Genomic DNA, 18135 nt, shown 5'->3' with positions numbered 1-18135 from the left:
GGGTGGGGGCTGGTCGCGCAGTTCCTCGCGCCCCTGGGGTGGCTGGGCGTCGTGTTCGGGTGCGGGTTGCCGGTGGCTGGTCGCGCAGTTCCTCGCGCCCCTGGGGTGGTTGGGGGTTTTGTTCGGGTGCGGGTTGCCGGTGGCTGGTCGCGCAGTTCCTCGCGCCCCTGGGGTGGTTGGGGGTTTTGTTCGGGTGCGGGTTGCCGGTGGCTGGTCGCGCAGTTCCCCGCGCCCCTGGGGGTGGCTGGGGGTTGTGGTCGGGTGCGACCAGCCCCCACGGACCCGCGGTCGAACGTGGTTTTTGGGGGCGCGGGGAACTGCGCGATCAGACCCCACCGGGCCGCGGCCGGACGTGGTGTTCAGGGGCGCGGGGAACTGCGCGATCGGGCTCCGCCGGGCCGCAGGGGGTTCCGGCAAGGGCGGGGGGAGGGCACTGTAAGGGGGAGCCCCTGACGAGTAGTTCACCGACCCCTACCCACCGGGGTGACCCTAGGCGGTGACAGGCACATGGCACTGGGTACGGCCACGCCCCCGTACGAGCCGCGCTTCGACGCCGGGCGGATCTGTCTGGATCTCCTCGCGACCGCCCATCCGGAGGAACGGTTCGACGCCCTGGACCCGTTGTGCGCCTGGATCACCGGGGCGGGCCTGGTCCCGCCGGGCACCCCGCTCGGCCACGCCGACCCCTCCTGGCTGGTCGGCTTCCGCGAACTACGCGCCCATATCGCCCAGTTGGTGCACAGCGGCCCGGCCGCGGAGCGCCGCCCGCCGGACGCCGCGCTCGGCCGGGTCAACGACCTCGCCCGCACCGCGCCCCCCGCGCCCCGGGCCGTACGCGGCGCGGACGGCGTGCTGGTGCGGCAGTTGGACGAGCCGCCCGCCTGCGCCGCGCTGCTCGCCGTCGTCGCGCGGGACGCCGTCGAGCTGCTGACCGACCCCGTCGACCGGGCCCGGCTGCGCCAGTGCGAGGGCGACAACTGCCCGATCGTGTACGTCGACACCTCGCGCGGCCGACGCCGCCGCTGGTGCTCCAGCGAGGTCTGCGGGAACCGGGAGCGGGTCGCCCGGCACCGCCGCAGGGCCGCCCTGGCGCGGGCCTGACCAGCGTGGGAGCGCTCCCGACCGTGGCGGACGAGCGCCCGGACGCCCTCCCGGCCGGGCCGGCCGCTCCGCTGTGTGTCTGATATGCGCCTTCTGTGGCGCGGGCGGCCAAGTGATTTGCGTTACACGCCGTTTGCCGACAGCGCGTCGAGGGCAGCCGACTCGATCTTGACCCTGTGTCGGAAATGTAAAGATCGAGAGGTGGGAATGTGGCCGCATGTCCCGGTCGTCACGTCACACCGGAGAAAATTGTCGTCTCGATTTGAACACGATGCGGTTGGCCCGCGTACCCCTCCATGAGCGACCGACTGGGGGATCCCCCGGACATCGGAGGTGGGCGTGCGCAAGGATTCCGTCGTGGCCAATGAACGTGGATCGAGGGCCCGACATCGCATGTCCCAGTCCTCGGAGCCAGATGAGGAGTTGATGCGTGCCCTGTACCGGGAGCACGCCGGACCTCTCCTCGCGTATGTCCTCAGGCTGGTCGCCGGAGATCGGCAGCGAGCAGAGGACGTCGTGCAGGAGACGCTCATCCGTGCCTGGAAGAACGCCGGCCAGCTCAATCGAGCGACCGGTTCGGTACGCCCCTGGCTGGTGACGGTCGCTCGTCGCATCGTCATCGACGGCCACCGAAGCCGGCAGGCCCGGCCGCAGGAGGTCGATCCGTCGCCGCTGGAGGTCATCCCCGCGGAGGACGAGATCGACAAGGCGCTGTGGCTGATGACGCTGTCGGACGCGCTCGACGACCTGACCCCTGCCCACCGGGAGGTCCTCGTCGAGACGTACTTCAAGGGGCGTACCGTCAACGAGGCGGCGGAAACCCTGGGCATTCCCAGCGGAACCGTCCGTTCCAGGGTCTTCTACGCCCTGCGGTCGATGAAGCTGGCTCTGGAGGAGCGGGGGGTGACGGCATGAGTGTGTACGGGGGATTCGGAACAGGTGGTTCGGGTATGTCAGGGGCCATGCAGGGATCTCCGGTGCCGAACGAGCACGAAACAGTAGGCGCCTACGCCCTCGGGATTCTCGACGACGCCGAAGCAACCGCTTTCGAGGCGCATCTCGCGGGCTGCGACTGGTGCGCCCGACAGCTCGACGAGCTCACCGGCATGGAGCCCATGCTGGCCGCGCTCGCCGACCTGCCCGGCACCGGCACGCCCGCCCTCGGCGAGTCGCTGTCCGCCAAGCCCAGCCCACGGCTGGTGGAACGGCTGGTCGACGAGGTCTCGGAGACCCGCGCGAACAAGCGCCGGCGCAGCTTCTACATGATCGCTGCCGCCGCCGCGCTGATCATCGGCGGCCCGCTGGTGGTCGTGGCGGCGCACGACGGCGGCTCCGGCCAGAGCGCCACTCCGCTCGCGGCCACCGCCAAGACCGCCTTCGCCGGCATCTCCGACAAGGTCTCCGCCACCGACTCGAGCACCAAGGTCAAGGCGACCGTGGCGCTGGAGAAGAAGGACTGGGGCACCTGGGGTGTCCTCCAGCTCAGCAACGTCAAGGGCCCGGAGAAGTGCTCGCTCATCGCCGTCGGCAAGAACGGCGAGCGCGAGACGATGACCTCCTGGTCGGTTCCGAACTGGGGCTACGGCATCTCGAACGGCAAGACCGAGGAGTCGAAGCAGCCGCTGTACGCGCAGGGCGGCGCGGCCCTCCAGCCGAACCAGATCGACCACTTCGAGGTCATGACCTTCGACGGCAAGAAGCTGGTGCAGATCGACGCCTGATCAGGCGGTACGACGAACCGCCCGGCAACCGCGCCGGGCGGTCCGTAGCTTTCGGGGCCCCCTTTCGCGTACGGTTGACGGCTGCCCAGCACGTCAGAAGGGGGCCCGGTGGCCGCTCAGGCTCAACAGGAAACCGTGGTCGGATCGGTTCACGACGCAGGCCACGACTCCGTGCGCGACCGAGAGATCAGCGTCGAACAGGAACACCTGGACCAGGTGTACCGACGCCTTGAGGAGAAGATCCACGAGGCCGAGTTCCTCATGCACGACGCGGCCCGCCGCGGCCAGGTCGGCACGCCCGGCGCGCTCGCCGAGCGGGACGCCCAGGTCTTCCGCGCGGGCGTCCACCTGAACCGGCTGAACAACGAGTTCGAGGACTTCCTCTTCGGCCGGATCGACCTGCTGCCCGGCAAGGACGGCAAGAAGGGCCCGGACGGCGCGTACACCGCCGTCGAGCCCGCCGAGGGCGCGGTCCGCGAGGACAACACCGCCGACATCGCCGAGACCCTGCACATCGGCCGGATCGGCGTCCTCGACGAGGACTACTCCCCCCTGGTGATCGACTGGCGGGCCCCGGCGGCCGCCCCGTTCTACCGCTCCACCCCGGTCGAACCCGGCCGGGTGGTGCGGCGGCGGGTCATCCGCTCCAAGGGCCGCAAGGTCCTCGGCGTCGAGGACGACCTGATGCGCCCCGAGCTGACGGCCTTCCTCGACGGGAACACGCTTCCCGTCATCGGCGACGGCGCCCTCATGGCCGCCCTCGGCCAGGCCCGCGGCCACACCATGCGCGACATCGTCGCCTCCATCCAGGCCGAGCAGGACCTGGTCATCCGCGCCCCCGCCGCGTCCGTGACCTATGTCGAGGGCGGCCCCGGCACCGGCAAGACCGCCGTCGCCCTGCACCGCGCCGCCTACCTGCTCTACCAGGACCGGCGCCGCTACGCGGGCGGCATCCTCATCGTCTCGCCGACGCCGCTGCTGGTGGCGTACACCGAGGGCGTCCTGCCCTCCCTCGGCGAGGAGGGCCAGGTCGCGATCCGTGCCATCGGCTCCCTCGTCGACGGCGCCGAGGCCACCCTGTACGACTCCCCGCAGACCGCCCGCGCCAAGGGCTCCTCGCGGATGCTGAAGGTGCTGCGCAAGGCGGCCCGGGGCGCCCTGGAGGCCGGCGAGCCGCCCACCCGGCTGCGCGTGGTGGCCTTCGGACGCCGTCTCGAGCTGGAGGCCGACGCGCTCCAGCGCATCCGGCACGCCGTCCTCGGCGGCACCGCACCGGTGAACCTGCTGCGCCCGCGCGCCCGCAAGCTGCTGCTCGACGCCCTGTGGGAGCAGTCCGGCGCGGCCGGCCGGCACAGCGACCCCGAGCTCGCCGCCGAACTGCGCTCCTCCTTCGACGAGGACATCACCTCCGAGGACGCGTTCCTGGAGTTCCTCGACGCGTGGTGGCCCGAGCTGACCCCGCGCGGCGTGCTCACGGCCATGGCGGACGAGCGCCGCCTCGGCCGCTGGGCGCGCCGCGTCCTCAACCCCGGCGAGGTCCGCCGGGTGGCCCGCTCGCTGCGCCGCGAGGGGCTCACCGTGCACGACATCGCCATGCTCGACGAGCTCCAGGCGATCCTCGGCACCCCGGCCCGCCCCCGCAAGAGACGAGAACTGGACCCGCTCGACCAGCTCACCGGCCTGGAGGAGCTGATGCCGGTGCGCGAGGAGACGCAGCGCGAGCGCGCCGAGCGCCTGGCCCAGGAGCGCACCGAGTACGCCCATGTCATCGTCGACGAGGCGCAGGACCTCACGCCGATGCAGTGGCGCATGGTCGGCCGCCGCGGCCGACACGCCACCTGGACGGTCGTCGGCGACCCGGCCCAGTCCTCCTGGTCCGACCCGGACGAGGCGGCCGAGGCACGGGACGAGGCCCTCGGCAGCCGTCCGCGCCGCCGCTTCGAGCTCACCGTGAACTACCGCAACCCGTCCGAGATCGCCGACCTCGCCGCCAAGGTGCTGGCCCTCGCGATGCCCGGCTCGACATCCCCGTCCGCGGTGCGCTCCACCGGCGTACAGCCGCGCTTCGGGGTGGTGGCGGACTCCCTGGGGTCGACCGTGCGCGCCGAGGCCGAGCGGCTGCTCGACCTGGTCGACGGCACCGTGGGTGTCGTCGTCGCCATGAACCGGCGCGAGGAGGCCGCGCGCTGGCTCACCGGGCTCGGCGACCGCGTGGTGGCGCTCGGCAGCCTGGAGGCGAAGGGCCTGGAGTACGACGCGACGGTGGTCGTCAGCCCCGCGGAGATCGCCGACGAGAGTCCGGCGGGACTGCGGGTGCTCTACGTCGCCCTGACCCGGGCCACCCAGCAGCTGACGGTGGTCTCGGCGGACCGGGACGACCCGGACGCGAACGGGGTGCCCGACCTGCTGCGGGACTGACCGGGGACCGGGACCGGTCCTGACGAGAGGCCGACCGGGAACCGGGATCCGGCCTGATGGGGGCCGACCGGGAACCGGGATCCGGCCTGATGGGGGACTGATTCCTGTGAATGGGGCGGACGGGAATGGCCCGCGGGGATCCGTTTGTTAGCCTGGGTGTGACACCGGCTCGATCCAAGCCCCCGGGCCCAACCTTCGTCGCCACGAGCGACCACTTGCCGCGAGGCGAGCATGGCGGGTCGGTGTCATAGCCTTCGAGGAGGCCCACGTCGGATGTGACGTGGGCCTCTTTTCGTCCCGGGTCTTTTTCCCGTCTCCTGCCGCCCGGTGAACAAAAAGTTCGCAATACCGGCCCGGCTAACGCCTACCGGGCGGTAGGTGCGACGATCGGACGGCACATTTACGCGACACGGTGAAGAGGAAGTCGGCCATGGCAACGGCGCCCAGCGTCTCCTACTCGATGACGATCCGGCTGGAGGTGCCGGCGAGCGGAACCGCGGTCTCGCAGCTCACCACCGCTGTGGAGTCCTCCGGAGGCTCGGTGACCGGCCTCGACGTGACGGCCTCGGGCCACGAGAAGCTGCGGATCGACGTCACCATCGCGGCCAGCTCGACCGCGCACGCGGACCAGATCGTCCAGCAGCTGCGCGGCATCGAGGGCGTCACCCTGGGCAAGGTCTCGGACCGTACGTTCCTGATGCACCTCGGCGGCAAGATCGAGATGCAGTCCAAGCACCCCATCCGCAACCGTGACGACCTGTCCATGATCTACACGCCGGGCGTGGCCCGCGTGTGCATGGCGATCGCGGAGAACCCCGAGGACGCCCGGCGCCTCACGATCAAGCGCAACTCCGTTGCGGTCGTGACGGACGGCTCCGCGGTGCTCGGTCTCGGCAACATCGGCCCCAAGGCCGCCCTGCCGGTCATGGAGGGCAAGGCGGCCCTGTTCAAGCGGTTCGCGGGCATCGACGCCTGGCCGCTGTGCCTGGACACCCAGGACACCGACGCGATCGTCGAGATCGTCAAGGCCATCGCCCCCGGCTTCGCGGGCATCAACCTCGAGGACATCTCCGCCCCGCGCTGCTTCGAGATCGAGGCGCGGCTGCGCGAGGCCCTCGACATCCCCGTCTTCCACGACGACCAGCACGGCACCGCGATCGTCGTGCTCGCCGCGCTCACCAACGCGCTGCGCGTCACGGGCAAGCCGATCGAGAACATCCGCGTCGTCATGTCCGGCGCGGGAGCGGCCGGCACGGCCATCCTCAAGCTGCTGATCGCCGCCGGTGTGAAGAACGCCGTCGTCGCCGACATCCACGGCGTCGTGCACGCGGGCCGCGAGGACCTGGTCGCCGCGGCCCCCGACTCGGCGCTGCGCTGGATCGCCGACAACACCAACCACGAGGGCCTCACGGGCACCCTGAAGGAGGCCGTGCGCGGCGCGGACGTCTTCATCGGAGTCTCCGCCCCGAACGTGCTCGACGGCGCCGACGTGGCCGCGATGGCGGACGACGCGATCGTGTTCGCGCTCGCGAACCCGGACCCCGAGGTGGACCCGGCGATCGCCCGCCAGACGGCGGCCGTCGTCGCCACCGGACGGTCCGACTTCCCCAACCAGATCAACAACGTGCTGGTCTTCCCGGGTGTCTTCCGCGGCCTGCTGGACGCCCAGTCCCGCACGGTCAACACCGAGATGATGCTCGCGGCCGCGAAGGCGCTGGCCGACGTGGTGACCGAGGACGAGCTCAACCCGAACTACATCATCCCCAGCGTCTTCAACGACAAGGTCGCGGGCGCGGTGGCGGGTGCGGTGCGCGAGGCGGCGAAGGCGGCCGGCGCGTCGGCGTCGTAGCGCCGCGGGCGGGCGGTACGGCGGTGTGGACCGCGATCACGCGGGTACGGGGGCTTGTGAGGATCGCCACGGCGGCCGCCCGTACCGGCGCGTCGCGGAACCGCCCGCCGTCGGGTGCCCTCTAGGGTGACGGCCTAGCGGGCGCTTCGTGTGACTCCCCAGGGTGTTCTCACGACTCCTACGGGTGCCGGATTGGCTTTCCCGCCGCAGGTAGGGGCAGGATGCGTCCCTGGGCGCGAGCATCGGCTTCGCTGTGCCTGACCGCGGCGCTGCCGCCTGGCACACCCCAACGGCAAGAAAAACACGGGAGTAACAACATGAACCGCAGTGAGCTGGTGGCCGCGCTGGCCGACCGCGCCGAGGTGACCCGCAAGGACGCCGACGCCGTTCTGGCCGCGTTCGCCGAGGTGGTCGGTGACATCGTCTCCAAGGGCGACGAGAAGGTCACCATCCCCGGCTTCCTGACCTTCGAGCGCACCCACCGTGCCGCTCGCACCGCGCGCAACCCGCAGACCGGCGACCCCATCCAGATCCCGGCCGGCTACAGCGTGAAGGTCTCCGCGGGCAGCAAGCTCAAGGAAGCCGCCAAGGGCTAGTCGGGCGCTCCGCCGCCCAGGACCGGCCGGCGCTCCGCAGAGCGCCCCGGGTGCCCGCGGGCCGTCGTAGGACAGCCGCGCGGCTCACCGGGCCCCTCGGGAGGCAGCCGCGACCGGGCGCGGACATCGACAGACACGAGCGGGGCGGCCCCTGATCCAGGGGCCGCCCCGCTCGGCGTATACGGACGTTCTAGCCGAGGGCCTTGCCCGGGAGTTCGACCTTCGCGCCCAGCTCCACCAGCTTGTCCATGCTGTGCTTGCCCGGGGGATGACCCCCGGACCCCCAGCCGGGAGGAGGCCCGGCCGGGCCGGTGCGCCGGTCTGTGGCGTTCTAGCCGAGGGCCTTGCCCGGGAGTTCGACCTTCGCGCCCAGCTCCACCAGCTTGTCCATGAAGTTCTCGTAGCCGCGGTTGATCAGGTCGATGCCGTGCACCCGCGAGGTGCCCTGCGCCGCCAGGGCCGCGATCAGGTACGAGAAGCCGCCGCGCAGGTCCGGGATGACCAGGTCGGCGCCCTGGAGCCGGGTCGGGCCCGACACCACCGCGGAGTGCAGGAAGTTGCGCTGCCCGAAGCGGCAGTCGGAGCCGCCGAGGCACTCGCGGTAGAGCTGGATGTGCGCGCCCATCTGGTTCAGCGCCGAGGTGAAGCCGAGCCGGGACTCGTACACCGTCTCGTGGATGATCGACAGGCCGGTGGCCTGCGTCAGGGCGACCACCAGCGGCTGCTGCCAGTCCGTCTGGAAGCCGGGGTGCACGTCCGTCTCCAGCGCGATGGACTTCAGCTGTCCGCCCGGGTGCCAGAAGCGGATGCCCTCGTCGTCGATCTCGAAGGCGCCGCCCACCTTCCGGTAGGTGTTGAGGAACGTCATCATCGAGCGCTGCTGCGCGCCGCGGACGTAGATGTTGCCCTCGGTCGCCAGCGCCGCCGACGCCCAGGACGCGGCCTCCAGACGGTCCGACAGGGCCCGGTGGGTGTAGCCGCCGAGGCTCTCCACGCCGGTGATGCGGATCGTGCGGTCGGTGTCCATCGCGATGATCGCGCCCATTTTCTGCAGAACGCAGATCAGGTCCTCGATCTCCGGTTCCACGGCCGCGTTGGACAGCTCGGTGACGCCCTCGGCCATCACGGCCGTCAGCAGCACCTGCTCCGTCGCGCCCACGGACGGGTACGGCAGCCGGATCTTCGTGCCGCGCAGGCCCTTGGGCGCCTCCAGGTACTGGCCGCCCTCCCGCTTCTCGATGGTCGCGCCGAACTGCCGCAGCACGTCGAAGTGGAAGTCGATGGGCCGGCCGCCGATGTCGCAGCCGCCGAGGCCCGGGATGAACGCGTGGCCCAGACGGTGCAGCAGCGGCCCGCAGAACAGGATCGGGATGCGGCTCGAGCCCGCGTGGGCATCGATGTCAGCGACGTTCGCGCTCTCCACGTGCGTGGGATCCAGGACCAGTTCGCCGGGCTCCTCGCCCGGACGGACCGTCACCCCGTGCAGCTGGAGCAGTCCGCGTACGACCCGCACGTCACGGATGTCCGGAACGTTGCGCAGCCGGCTTGGCGCACTGCCGAGGAGGGCGGCGACCATGGCCTTGGGTACGAGGTTCTTCGCACCGCGGACCCGGATCTCGCCCTCGAGCGGGGTGCCGCCGTGGACAAGCAGTACGTCGTCAGAGCCGTTGACGGTCATGAATCTCGCGTTCCATGGAGTATGGGCAGGGGAGCCTGAGGGGACAGCCTAAACGCCGCCCACCCCCTTGCCGTAAGCCCGAGCGCGACCCAGGTAGGTCATAGCTCGGTCACAACACGAACCGTTGAACACCGGGCACGTGCGGTCACCGCCCGCCCCGTGCGCCGGGGACGCTCCCGTCCGCCCTGAGCTGCCCTCACCCGCGAAGCCCGATTGCCTCCCCATGCGGCGGGAAGATGGGGGATCATGTCTGGCATGACCGAGGTGTCCTCGCTCACAGGGCGGCTGCTCGTGGCCACGCCCGCCCTGGCGGACCCGAACTTCGACCGTGCGGTGGTGCTCCTTCTCGACCACGACGAGGAGGGCTCCCTCGGTGTCGTGCTGAACCGTCCCACCCCCGTGGACGTGAGCGACATCCTGGCGGGCTGGGCGGACCTCGCCGGAGAGCCCGGCGTCGTCTTCCAGGGCGGCCCGGTCTCGCTGGACTCGGCCCTCGGCGTGGCGGTCATCCCGGGCGACAACGGGGACGGTGCCCCGCTCGGCTGGCGCAGGGTGCACGGGGCGATCGGGCTCGTCGATCTGGAGGCCCCGCCGGAGCTGCTGGCCGCCGCGGTCGGCTCCCTGCGGATCTTCGCCGGATACGCCGGCTGGGGCCCCGGCCAGCTGGAGGACGAGCTGGTGGAGGGCGCCTGGTACGTCGTGGAGTCGGAGCCGGGCGACATCTCCTCCCCGGCCCCCGAGAGACTCTGGCGCGAGGTGCTGCGCCGCCAGCGCAGCGAACTCGCGATGGTGGCCACCTACCCGGACGACCCTTCGCTCAACTGAAGGGTGCCGCCTTCAGTACCCTTGGCTGTTATGAGCACTCTTGAGCCCGAGCGCGGCACCGGTACGGGGACCCTCGTAGAGCCGACACCACAGGTGTCCCACGGCGACGGTGACCATGAGCGCTTCGCCCATTACGTCCAGAAGGACAAGATCATGGCGAGCGCCCTGGACGGCACCCCCGTCGTGGCGCTCTGCGGCAAGGTCTGGGTGCCCGGCCGCGACCCGAAGAAGTACCCCGTCTGTCCCATGTGCAAGGAGATCTACGAGTCCATGGGCAGCGGCGACGAGGGCGACGACAAGAAGTAGCCCGCAGCCCCCGTCACCGCACCGGCCCCTGGGTCCGGTGCCACACGGACAGGCCCCCGAGGCGCGCCTCCGCGCGATCCGGGGGCCTTCGTGCGTCGGCGCCTGCGGCTCGGCTCGGGAGTCGGGGGGTTCCCCGCGGCGTGGGTCCGGCGCCTGCGGGCGCGTCGGGGCTGGTCGCGCAGTTCCCCGCGCCCCTGGGTGGGCGGCCCGGTGCCCCTCAAGGGGCGCGAGGAACTGCGCGACCCACCACGACGCACCCGCGCCCGAACCTCACGCAGCAACCCCCCTGCCCCGCAAGGGGCGCGGGGAACTGCGCGGCCAGCCCCCACCGGGCCGCAGGCGGGTGGGATGCCCAGGGGCGCGGGGAACTGCGCGAAGGGGCCCACCGGCCCGCAGGCAAGCAGCCCGCAGCCCCCGCCGGGACGGCTTTCGTGTGTTCGTCCCATGGAATGGTCGAGACCAGTCATGCGATCATCGGCCCGTGACGCGACCTGACATTTCGGGCCCCGAAGGGCCGGTGCAGGACTGACATGGCCGAGGCGATCCACGACTCCCGGCGTCCCGGGCCGACCGACGGGACCCCGTACACCGGCGTGATCCCCGAGCCCCGGCACACGGCCCTCGGGCCGGACGGCCACTACACGCTCGGCCCCGCAACCGTGCTCGACGCGGGACCGGGCGCCGAGGGCGCCGCCCGCTGGCTGCGCGCCGTGCTCGGCGCCGCCACGGGCTTCTCCTTCCCGCCCGGCGACGGCGACGGCGGCGCCGACGGCGTCCTGCGGCTCACCGTGGACCCCGCCGACCCCCTCGGCCCGGAGGGCTACCGGCTGTCCGTCACCGAGACCGGCGCGGACCTGACCGGCGGCGGTCCGGCGGGCCTGTTCTGGGGCGCCCAGACGCTGCGGCAGCTGCTCGGCCCCGACGCCCACCGGCGCGCCCCGCTGCCCGGCCGCACCTGGCGGCTGCCGCTGCTCGCCATCGAGGACGCCCCCCGTTTCCGCTGGCGCGGCCTGCTGCTCGACGTGGCACGGCATTTCCTGCCCAAGGAAGGCGTGCTGCGCTATCTCGACCTGATGGCCGCGCACAAACTCAACGTCCTGCACTTCCACTTGACGGACGACCAGGGCTGGCGCATCGAGATCCGCCGCCATCCGAAGCTGACGGAGACCGGTTCCTGGCGCGCCCGCTCGAAATTCGGGCACCGCGCCTCGCCTTTGTGGGACGAGCGCCCGCACGGCGGTCACTACACCCAGGACGACATCCGCGAGATCGTCTCCTACGCCGCCGAGCGGCATATCACCGTGGTCCCCGAAATCGACGTGCCGGGGCACTCCCAGGCGGCCATCGCCGCGTACCCGGAGCTCGGCAACACCGACGTCATCGACACCTCCGCCCTCACGGTCTGGGACAACTGGGGCATCTCCGCGAACGTGCTCGCCCCCGCCGACACCACCCTGGCTTTCTACGAGGGGGTGTTCGAAGAAGTCCTGGAGCTGTTTCCGTCGGAGTTCGTGCACATCGGCGGCGACGAATGCCTGAAGGACCAGTGGAAGGAGTCCCGGGCGGCGCAGTCCCGTATCGCGGAACTCGGCCTGCGCGACGAGGACGAACTCCAGGCGTGGTTCATCGCCCATTTCGACAAGTGGCTCTCCGCGCGCGGACGCAGGCTCATCGGCTGGGACGAAATCCTGGAGGGCGGGCTCGCCGAGGGCGCGGCCGTCTCCTCGTGGCGGGGATATGCGGGCGGCGTCGCCGCGGCGCGGGCCGGCCACGACGTCGTCATGTGCCCCGAGCAGTACGTGTACCTGGACTACCGCCAGGACGCGGGGCCGGACGAACCCGTGCCGATCGCCTACGTGCGCACCCTGGAGGACGTCTACCGCTTCGAGCCGGTTCCGCCCGGCCTCGACGAGGAGCAGGCCCGCCATGTGCTGGGCACCCAGGCCAACGTGTGGACCGAGGTCATGGAGGACCTCGCCCGCGTCGACTACCAGGCGTTCCCCCGGCTCGCCGCGGTGAGCGAGGTCGCCTGGAGCGAGCTGCCCGCCCCCGCGGAGCGGGACTTCGGCGACTTCGAGCGGCGGATGGCCGGCCACTACCGGCGGCTCGACGCCCTCGGGGTCGCCTACCGGCCGCCCGGCGGACCGCACCCCTGGCAGCGGCGGCCCGGCGTGCTCGGCCGCCCACGGGACGGGGCGCCCCCGGACGGATAGCGGACCGGCGCCGCGAGGAGGGCGGCCGGCCGGAACATCACGGCAAGGTCACCGAAGAGTGGCAATCGACACACTTCGAAAATGCCGTACGAAAATGGGCGATCCTGCCGGTGAGGTGGGCGAATGCCTCCTAGCGGACCCCTGTCTTCGGGGCTCGCGAAGATGTGCCAGAGTTGCCACGTCCGCCCTGTCAGCACGTACCGTACGGCAACACAGGTGGGACCAGGTGGGGCAGCGGGAAGGGGCAGCCGGTTTGACCACGCACGCACCGCAGGCGGCGCAGGCCGTCACCCTGCCCGCGACGCTGGACGAGGCCGTGGAGGCGCTCGCCGCGCTGCCCGCGGCCGTGCCCGTGGCGGGCGGCACCGACCTCATGACGGCCGTCAACTCCGGACAGCTCAGGCCCGCCGCGCTGGTCGGCCTCGGCCGGATCAGCGAGATCCGCGGCTGGCAGTACCAGGACGGCCACGCGCTGCTCGGCGCCGGACTCACGCACGCGCGCATGGGCCGACCCGACTTCGCCGCGCTGATCCCGGCGCTCGCCGCCGCCGCGCGCGCCGCGGGCCCGCCGCAGATCCGCAACGCCGGCACGCTCGGCGGCAACATCGCCTCCGCCGCGCCCACCGGCGACGCGCTCCCCGTGCTCGCCGCCCTGGAGGCGACGCTGGTCATCGCCGGCCGGGCCGGAGCCCGGCGCGAGATCCCGGTCTCGCACCTGCTGGCCGGCGTGGACATGCTGCGCGGCGGCGAACTCATCGGCTACGTGCGCGTACCGCTGCTGCACGCGCCCCAGGTCTTCCTGAAGGCGACCGGCCGGACCGGCCCCGGGCGGGCCGTCGCCTCCGTCGCCCTCGTCCTCGACCCCGCCCGGCGCGGGGTGCGGTGCGCCGTCGGGGCCATAGCGCCGATGCCGCTGCGACCGCTGGAGGCCGAGCACTGGGTCGCCCAGCTCATCGACTGGGACAACAACCGCGCGATCGTCCCCGAGGCGCTCACCGCCTTCGGCGAGTACGTCGCCGCGGCCTGCATCCCCGACCAGGCCCCGGCCGAGGACGGCTCCGTGCCGCAGCTTCCGCCCGCCGTACTGCACCTGCGGCGCACCGTCGCCGCGCTGGCCCGACGAGCACTGGGGAGGGCGCTGTCGTGACCGACGACCAGCACGCGGAGGGCGCGGGCCGCGGCAGGAGCCGCTGGGACCCGCTGCCCCAGGGCGAGTACGACGACGGCGCCACGGCGTTCGTGAAACTTCCCGAGGGCGGCATCGACGCCCTGCTCGCCGCGCCCGGCCACGGCTACGTGCCGCCGCGGATAGCGGCCGCGCCCGCGCAGGAGCCCGGCGACCCGCAGGCGGGCGGCTGGGACCGGCCCGCGGGCGGCGCCGAGTGGCCCGACCCGAACGCGGCCGCGCGCGGGGGCGCCCCGGACGACCGGTTCACCTACAGCCCCGCCTCCACCCAGCAGTGGGACGTCCGCGACACCGCCGCCCCGCACGCCGGGACGCCGGCGGGCCACGACGTCACCGGACAGTGGTCGATCCCGGTCGCCGGCGGCGACCTGCCCGACGAGTCCGGCGAGTTCACCACGTCCGCGCTGGTCGAGCAGTGGGGCGGCACGCCCCCCGCCACCCTGCCCGGCGGCGCGTCCGCCCCCTGGGCCACCGACACCCCGGCCCGCCCCTGGAACCAGGACGCGCCGCAGGACCCCGCCGGACCCGGCGCCGTCCAGGGCGCCGCGGGCACCGCGACCGGACCCGCGCCGGACACCTCCATCAGCACCCCGGCCTACGGCACCGAACGCCCGTCGGCCGGCCACGGCGGCGAGCACACCCCGCCGCACGGCTACGGCACCGAAGGCACCGGGATCCCCGGCCGCACCGCCGCCGGCGCCCCCGGGACCGGCCCCGCGCACCCCGCCCCCGGGCGGGCCGGCGGCGACCGGCACGACGACGACCGGCACGGGGCCACCGCGCCCGACGCCCCCCGCGAGGCCGCAGCGGCCTCCGAGGGGCCCGCCGGCGGCCTCACCGGGCGCCCCGGGGCCGGGGAGCCGGCGCGCGAGCACGAGGCCGCCGCAGGGCCCGTGGCGGACCCGGCCCACGAGCCCGCCGACGACACGCCCGGCGACCCAGCCGCGCACGCCCCCGCCGACGACGAGCACCCCGCGCCGCTCCAGGACGAGCACCCGCTCGCCTCCTACACGCTGCGCGTCAACGGCGCCGACCGCCCGGTCACCGACGCCTGGATCGGCGAGTCGCTGCTGTACGTGCTGCGCGAGCGGCTCGGCCTCGCGGGCGCCAAGGACGGCTGCTCGCAGGGCGAGTGCGGCGCCTGCAACGTGCAGGTCGACGGCCGGCTCGTCGCCTCCTGCCTGGTGCCCGCGGTCACCGCGGCCGGCAGCGAGGTGCGCACCGTCGAGGGCCTGGCCGCCGACGGGCAGCCCTCGGACGTGCAGCGCGCGCTCGCCCGGTGCGGCGCCGTGCAGTGCGGCTTCTGCGTGCCCGGCATGGCGATGACCCTGCACGACCTGCTGGAGGGCAACCCCGCCCCCACCGAGCTGGAGACCCGCCAGGCGCTGTGCGGCAACCTCTGCCGCTGCTCCGGCTACCGGGGCGTCCTGGACGCGGTCAAGGAGGTCGTCGCCGAGCGCGAGGCGTACGCCGCCGCGGAGGCCGGTGAACAGGACGGGGACGAGGCCCGTATCCCGCACCAGGCGGGCCCGGGCGCCGGTGGCGTCCACCCCTCGGCCTTCGAACCGCACGACCGCTCCTACGGCCAGGACGGAGGCCAGCGTTGAGCAACGAAGCCCTCGCGGCGGCCACCACCGAGACCACCCCCGTCGCCGAGCCGCTGCCGCACGGCCTCGGGGCCTCCCTGCCCGCCGCCGACGCCCGCGCCAAGACCGAGGGCACCTTCCCGTACGCGGCGGACCTGTGGGCCGAGGGGCTGCTGTGGGGCGCCGTGCTGCGCTCCCCGCACCCGCACGCGCGCATCGTCTCCATCGACACCTCCCACGCGCTCGACATGCCCGGCGTGCGCGCCGTCGTCACGCACGAGGACGTGCCCGGCAACCCCTTCCACGGGCGCGGCCGCGCCGACCGGCCGGTGTTCGCCTCCGAGGTCGTACGCCACCACGGGGAGCCCATCGCGGCCGTCGCCGCCGACCACCCCGACACCGCGCGCATGGCCGCCGCCGCCGTCATCGTCGAGTACGACGTGCTCGACCCGATCACCGACCCCGAGCAGGCCTTCGAGGGCGAGGCGCTGCACCCCGACGGCAACCTGATCCGGCACATCCCGCTGCGCCACGGCGACCCCGACGCGGTCGGCGACGTCGTCGTCGAGGGCCTCTACCGCATCGGCCGCCAGGACCCGGCGCCGATCGGCGCCGAGGCGGGCCTCGCCGTGCCCCGGCCCGACGGCGGCGTCGAGCTCTACCTCGCCTCGACCGACCCGCACGCCGACCGCGACACCCTCGCCGCCTGCTACGGCCTCGAACCCGACCGGGTCAAGATCGTCGTCACCGGCGTCCCGGGCGCCACCGCGGACCGCGAGGACCAGGGTTTCCAGCTCCCGCTCGGCCTGCTCGCGCTGCGCACCGGCTGCCCGGTCAAGCTCACCGCCACCCGCGAGGAGTCCTTCCTCGGGCACGTCCACCGCCACCCCACCCTGCTGCGCTACCGCCACCACGCGGACGCCGAGGGCCGCCTGGTCAAGGTCGAAGCGCAGATCCTGCTCGACGCGGGCGCCTACGCCGACACCTCCGGCGAGGCGCTGGCCGCCGCCGTCTCCTTCGCGTGCGGCCCCTACGTCGTCCCGAACGCCTTCATCGAGGGCTGGGCGGTGCGCACCAACAACCCGCCCTCCGGCCATGTCCGCGGCGAGGGCGCGATGCAGGTCTGCGCGGCCTACGAGGCCCAGATGGACAAGCTCGCCAAGAAGCTCGGCGCGGACCCCGCGGAGCTGCGCCTGCGCAACGTCCTGGCCACCGGCGACGTACTGCCGACCGGACAGACCGTGACCTGCCCCGCGCCGGTCGCCGAACTCCTCCAGGCGGTGCAGGACTTCCCGCTGCCCGCACTGCCCAAGGACACCCCCGAGGACGAGTGGCTGCTGCCCGGCGGCCCCGAGGGCGCGGGCGAGCCGGGCGCGGTGCGCCGCGGCGTCGGCTACGGCCTCGGCATGGTCCACATGCTCGGCGCGGAGGGCGCGGACGAGGTCTCCACCGCCACCGTGAAGGTCCACGACGGCGTGGCGACCGTGCTGTGCGCGGCCGTCGAGAGCGGCCAGGGCTTCACCACGCTGGCCCGCCAGATCGTCCAGGAGACCCTCGGCATCGACGAGGTGCACGTGGCGCCGGTCGACACCGACCAGCCCCCCGCCGGCGCGGGCTCCCGCAGCCGCCACACCTGGGTGTCGGGCGGCGCCGTGGAGCGCGCGGCCAAGATGGTCCGCACGCAGCTCCTCCAGCCCCTCGCGCACAAGTTCGGCATGTCCACCGAGCTGCTCCAGATCGCCGACGGCAAGATCACGTCGTACGACGGCGTCCTGTCGACCACCGTCACGGAGGCGATGGACGGCAAGGAGCTGTGGGCGACCGCGCAGTGCCGCCCGCACCCCACCGAGCCGCTCGACGAGGCCGGTCAGGGCGACGCCTTCGTCGGCCTCGCGTTCTGCGCGGTCCGCGCGGTGGTCGACGTCGACATCGAGCTCGGCTCGGTCCGGGTGGTGGAGCTGGCCGTCGCGCAGGACGTCGGGCGGGTGCTCAACCCCGCCCAGCTCGTCGCGCGCATCGAGGCGGGCGTCACCCAGGGCGTGGGCATCGCGCTCACCGAGAACCTGCGCACCCCGCGCGGGCTGATCCGCCACCCCGACCTCACCGGCTACGCCCTGCCCACGGCCCTGGACGCGCCGGACATCCGCATCGTGAAGCTGGTCGAGGAGCGGGACGTGGTCGCGCCCTTCGGCGCCAAGGCCGCCAGCGCGGTGCCGGTGGTGACCTCCCCGGCGGCGATCGCCTCCGCGGTGCGCGCCGCGACGGGCCGCCCCGTCAACCGGCTGCCGATCCGCCCGCAGGCGGCGGTGGTGACGGACCGATGAGCGCGGCGGAAGGACCGGCGGAAGGACCGACAGCCGGACCGACAGCCGGACCGGCGGGCGAGCCGGCCGAGCGCGCCGGGGCGGAAGGCCGGCTTCAGGCCGGGACGGAAGGCGGGCCTCAGGCCGCGCGCTACGAGCCGCCGCCCAGCGTCGGCAAGCTGCTGGTGTGGGTCCTGCTGTTCGTCCTCGCGGCGATCGTCGTCGTCCTGGGCGGCGTGTACTTCACCTGAGCCCGTCCGCAGGGGAACGAACCTGTTGCGCACGGCGTCCTACGTGATGTGTGGGGAGCGCTCCCACCGCGGGCGGGGGCCGTTGTCAGTGGTGCCCCGTAG

At 73.2% G+C, this 18135-nt stretch carries 14 protein-coding genes; 13 read left to right on the top strand and 1 reads right to left on the bottom strand.

Annotation, left to right across the window (positions count from 1 at the left end; genetic code table 11):
* Positions 1 to 507: 507 nt before the first annotated feature.
* The 6 genes from WN71_RS12195 to WN71_RS12170 all read left to right on the top strand — a co-directional run bounded on the left by WN71_RS12195 (position 508) and on the right by WN71_RS12170 (position 7685).
* Positions 508 to 1101: a CGNR zinc finger domain-containing protein gene (locus WN71_RS12195; protein WP_071369835.1), complete on the top strand. Its 594-nt coding sequence runs from the start codon at positions 508 to 510 to the stop codon at positions 1099 to 1101.
* 393 nt (positions 1102 to 1494) lie between these two features.
* Positions 1495 to 2016, top strand: a complete 522-nt coding sequence (locus WN71_RS12190; protein WP_019056398.1) for a sigma-70 family RNA polymerase sigma factor — start codon at positions 1495 to 1497, stop codon at positions 2014 to 2016.
* A complete protein-coding gene (locus WN71_RS12185) occupies positions 2013 to 2822 on the top strand; it encodes an anti-sigma factor family protein (protein ID WP_079177814.1) in 810 nt (269 codons plus the stop codon). The genes WN71_RS12190 and WN71_RS12185 overlap by 4 nt, the downstream gene beginning before the upstream one ends.
* Before the next feature lie 108 nt (positions 2823 to 2930).
* Positions 2931 to 5240, top strand: a complete 2310-nt coding sequence (locus WN71_RS12180) for a HelD family protein (protein ID WP_071369833.1) — start codon at positions 2931 to 2933, stop codon at positions 5238 to 5240.
* 430 nt (positions 5241 to 5670) lie between these two features.
* Entirely contained in the window at positions 5671 to 7089 is a 1419-nt protein-coding gene (locus tag WN71_RS12175; protein WP_071369832.1) for an NAD-dependent malic enzyme, read from the top strand.
* Between the two features lie 317 nt (positions 7090 to 7406).
* Positions 7407 to 7685 (top strand): HU family DNA-binding protein, encoded by a 279-nt coding sequence (locus WN71_RS12170; RefSeq protein WP_046592951.1) that lies wholly within the window; start codon positions 7407 to 7409, stop codon positions 7683 to 7685.
* 331 nt (positions 7686 to 8016) lie between these two features.
* Here the strand turns inward: WN71_RS12170 and murA are convergent, their stop codons facing one another.
* On the bottom strand, positions 8017 to 9363 hold the full coding sequence (gene murA / locus WN71_RS12165; RefSeq protein WP_071369831.1) for a UDP-N-acetylglucosamine 1-carboxyvinyltransferase: 1347 nt from the start codon (positions 9361 to 9363) through the stop codon (positions 8017 to 8019).
* A 255-nt stretch (positions 9364 to 9618) separates the two neighbouring features.
* Between murA and WN71_RS12160 the strand changes: the two genes are divergently transcribed.
* The 7 genes from WN71_RS12160 (at position 9619) to WN71_RS12130 (ending at position 18033) form a co-directional block, all read left to right on the top strand.
* Positions 9619 to 10188 carry a YqgE/AlgH family protein gene (locus tag WN71_RS12160; protein ID WP_071369830.1) on the top strand — a complete coding sequence of 190 codons (570 nt, stop codon included), beginning with the start codon at positions 9619 to 9621 and terminating at the stop codon, positions 10186 to 10188.
* A gap of 30 nt (positions 10189 to 10218) precedes the next feature.
* Positions 10219 to 10494: a DUF3039 domain-containing protein gene (locus tag WN71_RS12155; RefSeq protein ID WP_071369829.1), complete on the top strand. Its 276-nt coding sequence runs from the start codon at positions 10219 to 10221 to the stop codon at positions 10492 to 10494.
* 530 nt (positions 10495 to 11024) lie between these two features.
* Positions 11025 to 12707 carry a beta-N-acetylhexosaminidase gene (locus WN71_RS12150; protein WP_071369828.1) on the top strand — a complete coding sequence of 561 codons (1683 nt, stop codon included), beginning with the start codon at positions 11025 to 11027 and terminating at the stop codon, positions 12705 to 12707.
* 253 nt (positions 12708 to 12960) lie between these two features.
* Positions 12961 to 13854, top strand: coding sequence for an FAD binding domain-containing protein (locus WN71_RS12145; protein ID WP_071369827.1), 894 nt, complete (start codon positions 12961 to 12963; stop codon positions 13852 to 13854).
* Positions 13851 to 15500 carry a 2Fe-2S iron-sulfur cluster-binding protein gene (locus WN71_RS12140; RefSeq protein ID WP_071369826.1) on the top strand — a complete coding sequence of 550 codons (1650 nt, stop codon included), beginning with the start codon at positions 13851 to 13853 and terminating at the stop codon, positions 15498 to 15500. The genes WN71_RS12145 and WN71_RS12140 overlap by 4 nt, the downstream gene beginning before the upstream one ends.
* Entirely contained in the window at positions 15497 to 17803 is a 2307-nt protein-coding gene (locus WN71_RS12135) for a xanthine dehydrogenase family protein molybdopterin-binding subunit (RefSeq protein WP_046584042.1), read from the top strand. The genes WN71_RS12140 and WN71_RS12135 overlap by 4 nt, the downstream gene beginning before the upstream one ends.
* Positions 17800 to 18033: a hypothetical protein gene (locus WN71_RS12130; RefSeq protein ID WP_046584043.1), complete on the top strand. Its 234-nt coding sequence runs from the start codon at positions 17800 to 17802 to the stop codon at positions 18031 to 18033. The genes WN71_RS12135 and WN71_RS12130 overlap by 4 nt, the downstream gene beginning before the upstream one ends.
* Positions 18034 to 18135 lie beyond the last annotated feature (102 nt).

It is taken from the genome of Streptomyces mangrovisoli, assembly GCF_000974985.2.
Lineage (GTDB): Bacteria > Actinomycetota > Actinomycetes > Streptomycetales > Streptomycetaceae > Streptomyces > Streptomyces mangrovisoli.
Note: the sequence above shows the minus strand (reverse complement) of the source record. Positions and strands in the feature narration are given on the sequence as shown.

Bases quoted from the DNA above. Each gene is read 5' to 3' on its own strand.
- WN71_RS12195 (WP_071369835.1), top strand. From the start codon at position 508: ATGGCACTGGGTACGGCCACGCCCCCGTACGAGCCGCGCTTCGACGCC.
- WN71_RS12190 (WP_019056398.1), top strand. From the start codon at position 1,495: ATGTCCCAGTCCTCGGAGCCAGATGAGGAGTTGATGCGTGCCCTGTAC.
- WN71_RS12185 (WP_079177814.1), top strand. From the start codon at position 2,013: ATGAGTGTGTACGGGGGATTCGGAACAGGTGGTTCGGGTATGTCAGGG.
- WN71_RS12175 (WP_071369832.1), top strand. From the start codon at position 5,671: ATGGCAACGGCGCCCAGCGTCTCCTACTCGATGACGATCCGGCTGGAG.
- WN71_RS12170 (WP_046592951.1), top strand. From the start codon at position 7,407: ATGAACCGCAGTGAGCTGGTGGCCGCGCTGGCCGACCGCGCCGAGGTG.
- murA (WP_071369831.1), bottom strand. From the start codon at position 9,363: ATGACCGTCAACGGCTCTGACGACGTACTGCTTGTCCACGGCGGCACC.
- WN71_RS12160 (WP_071369830.1), top strand. From the start codon at position 9,619: ATGACCGAGGTGTCCTCGCTCACAGGGCGGCTGCTCGTGGCCACGCCC.
- WN71_RS12155 (WP_071369829.1), top strand. From the start codon at position 10,219: ATGAGCACTCTTGAGCCCGAGCGCGGCACCGGTACGGGGACCCTCGTA.
- WN71_RS12150 (WP_071369828.1), top strand. From the start codon at position 11,025: ATGGCCGAGGCGATCCACGACTCCCGGCGTCCCGGGCCGACCGACGGG.
- WN71_RS12130 (WP_046584043.1), top strand. From the start codon at position 17,800: ATGAGCGCGGCGGAAGGACCGGCGGAAGGACCGACAGCCGGACCGACA.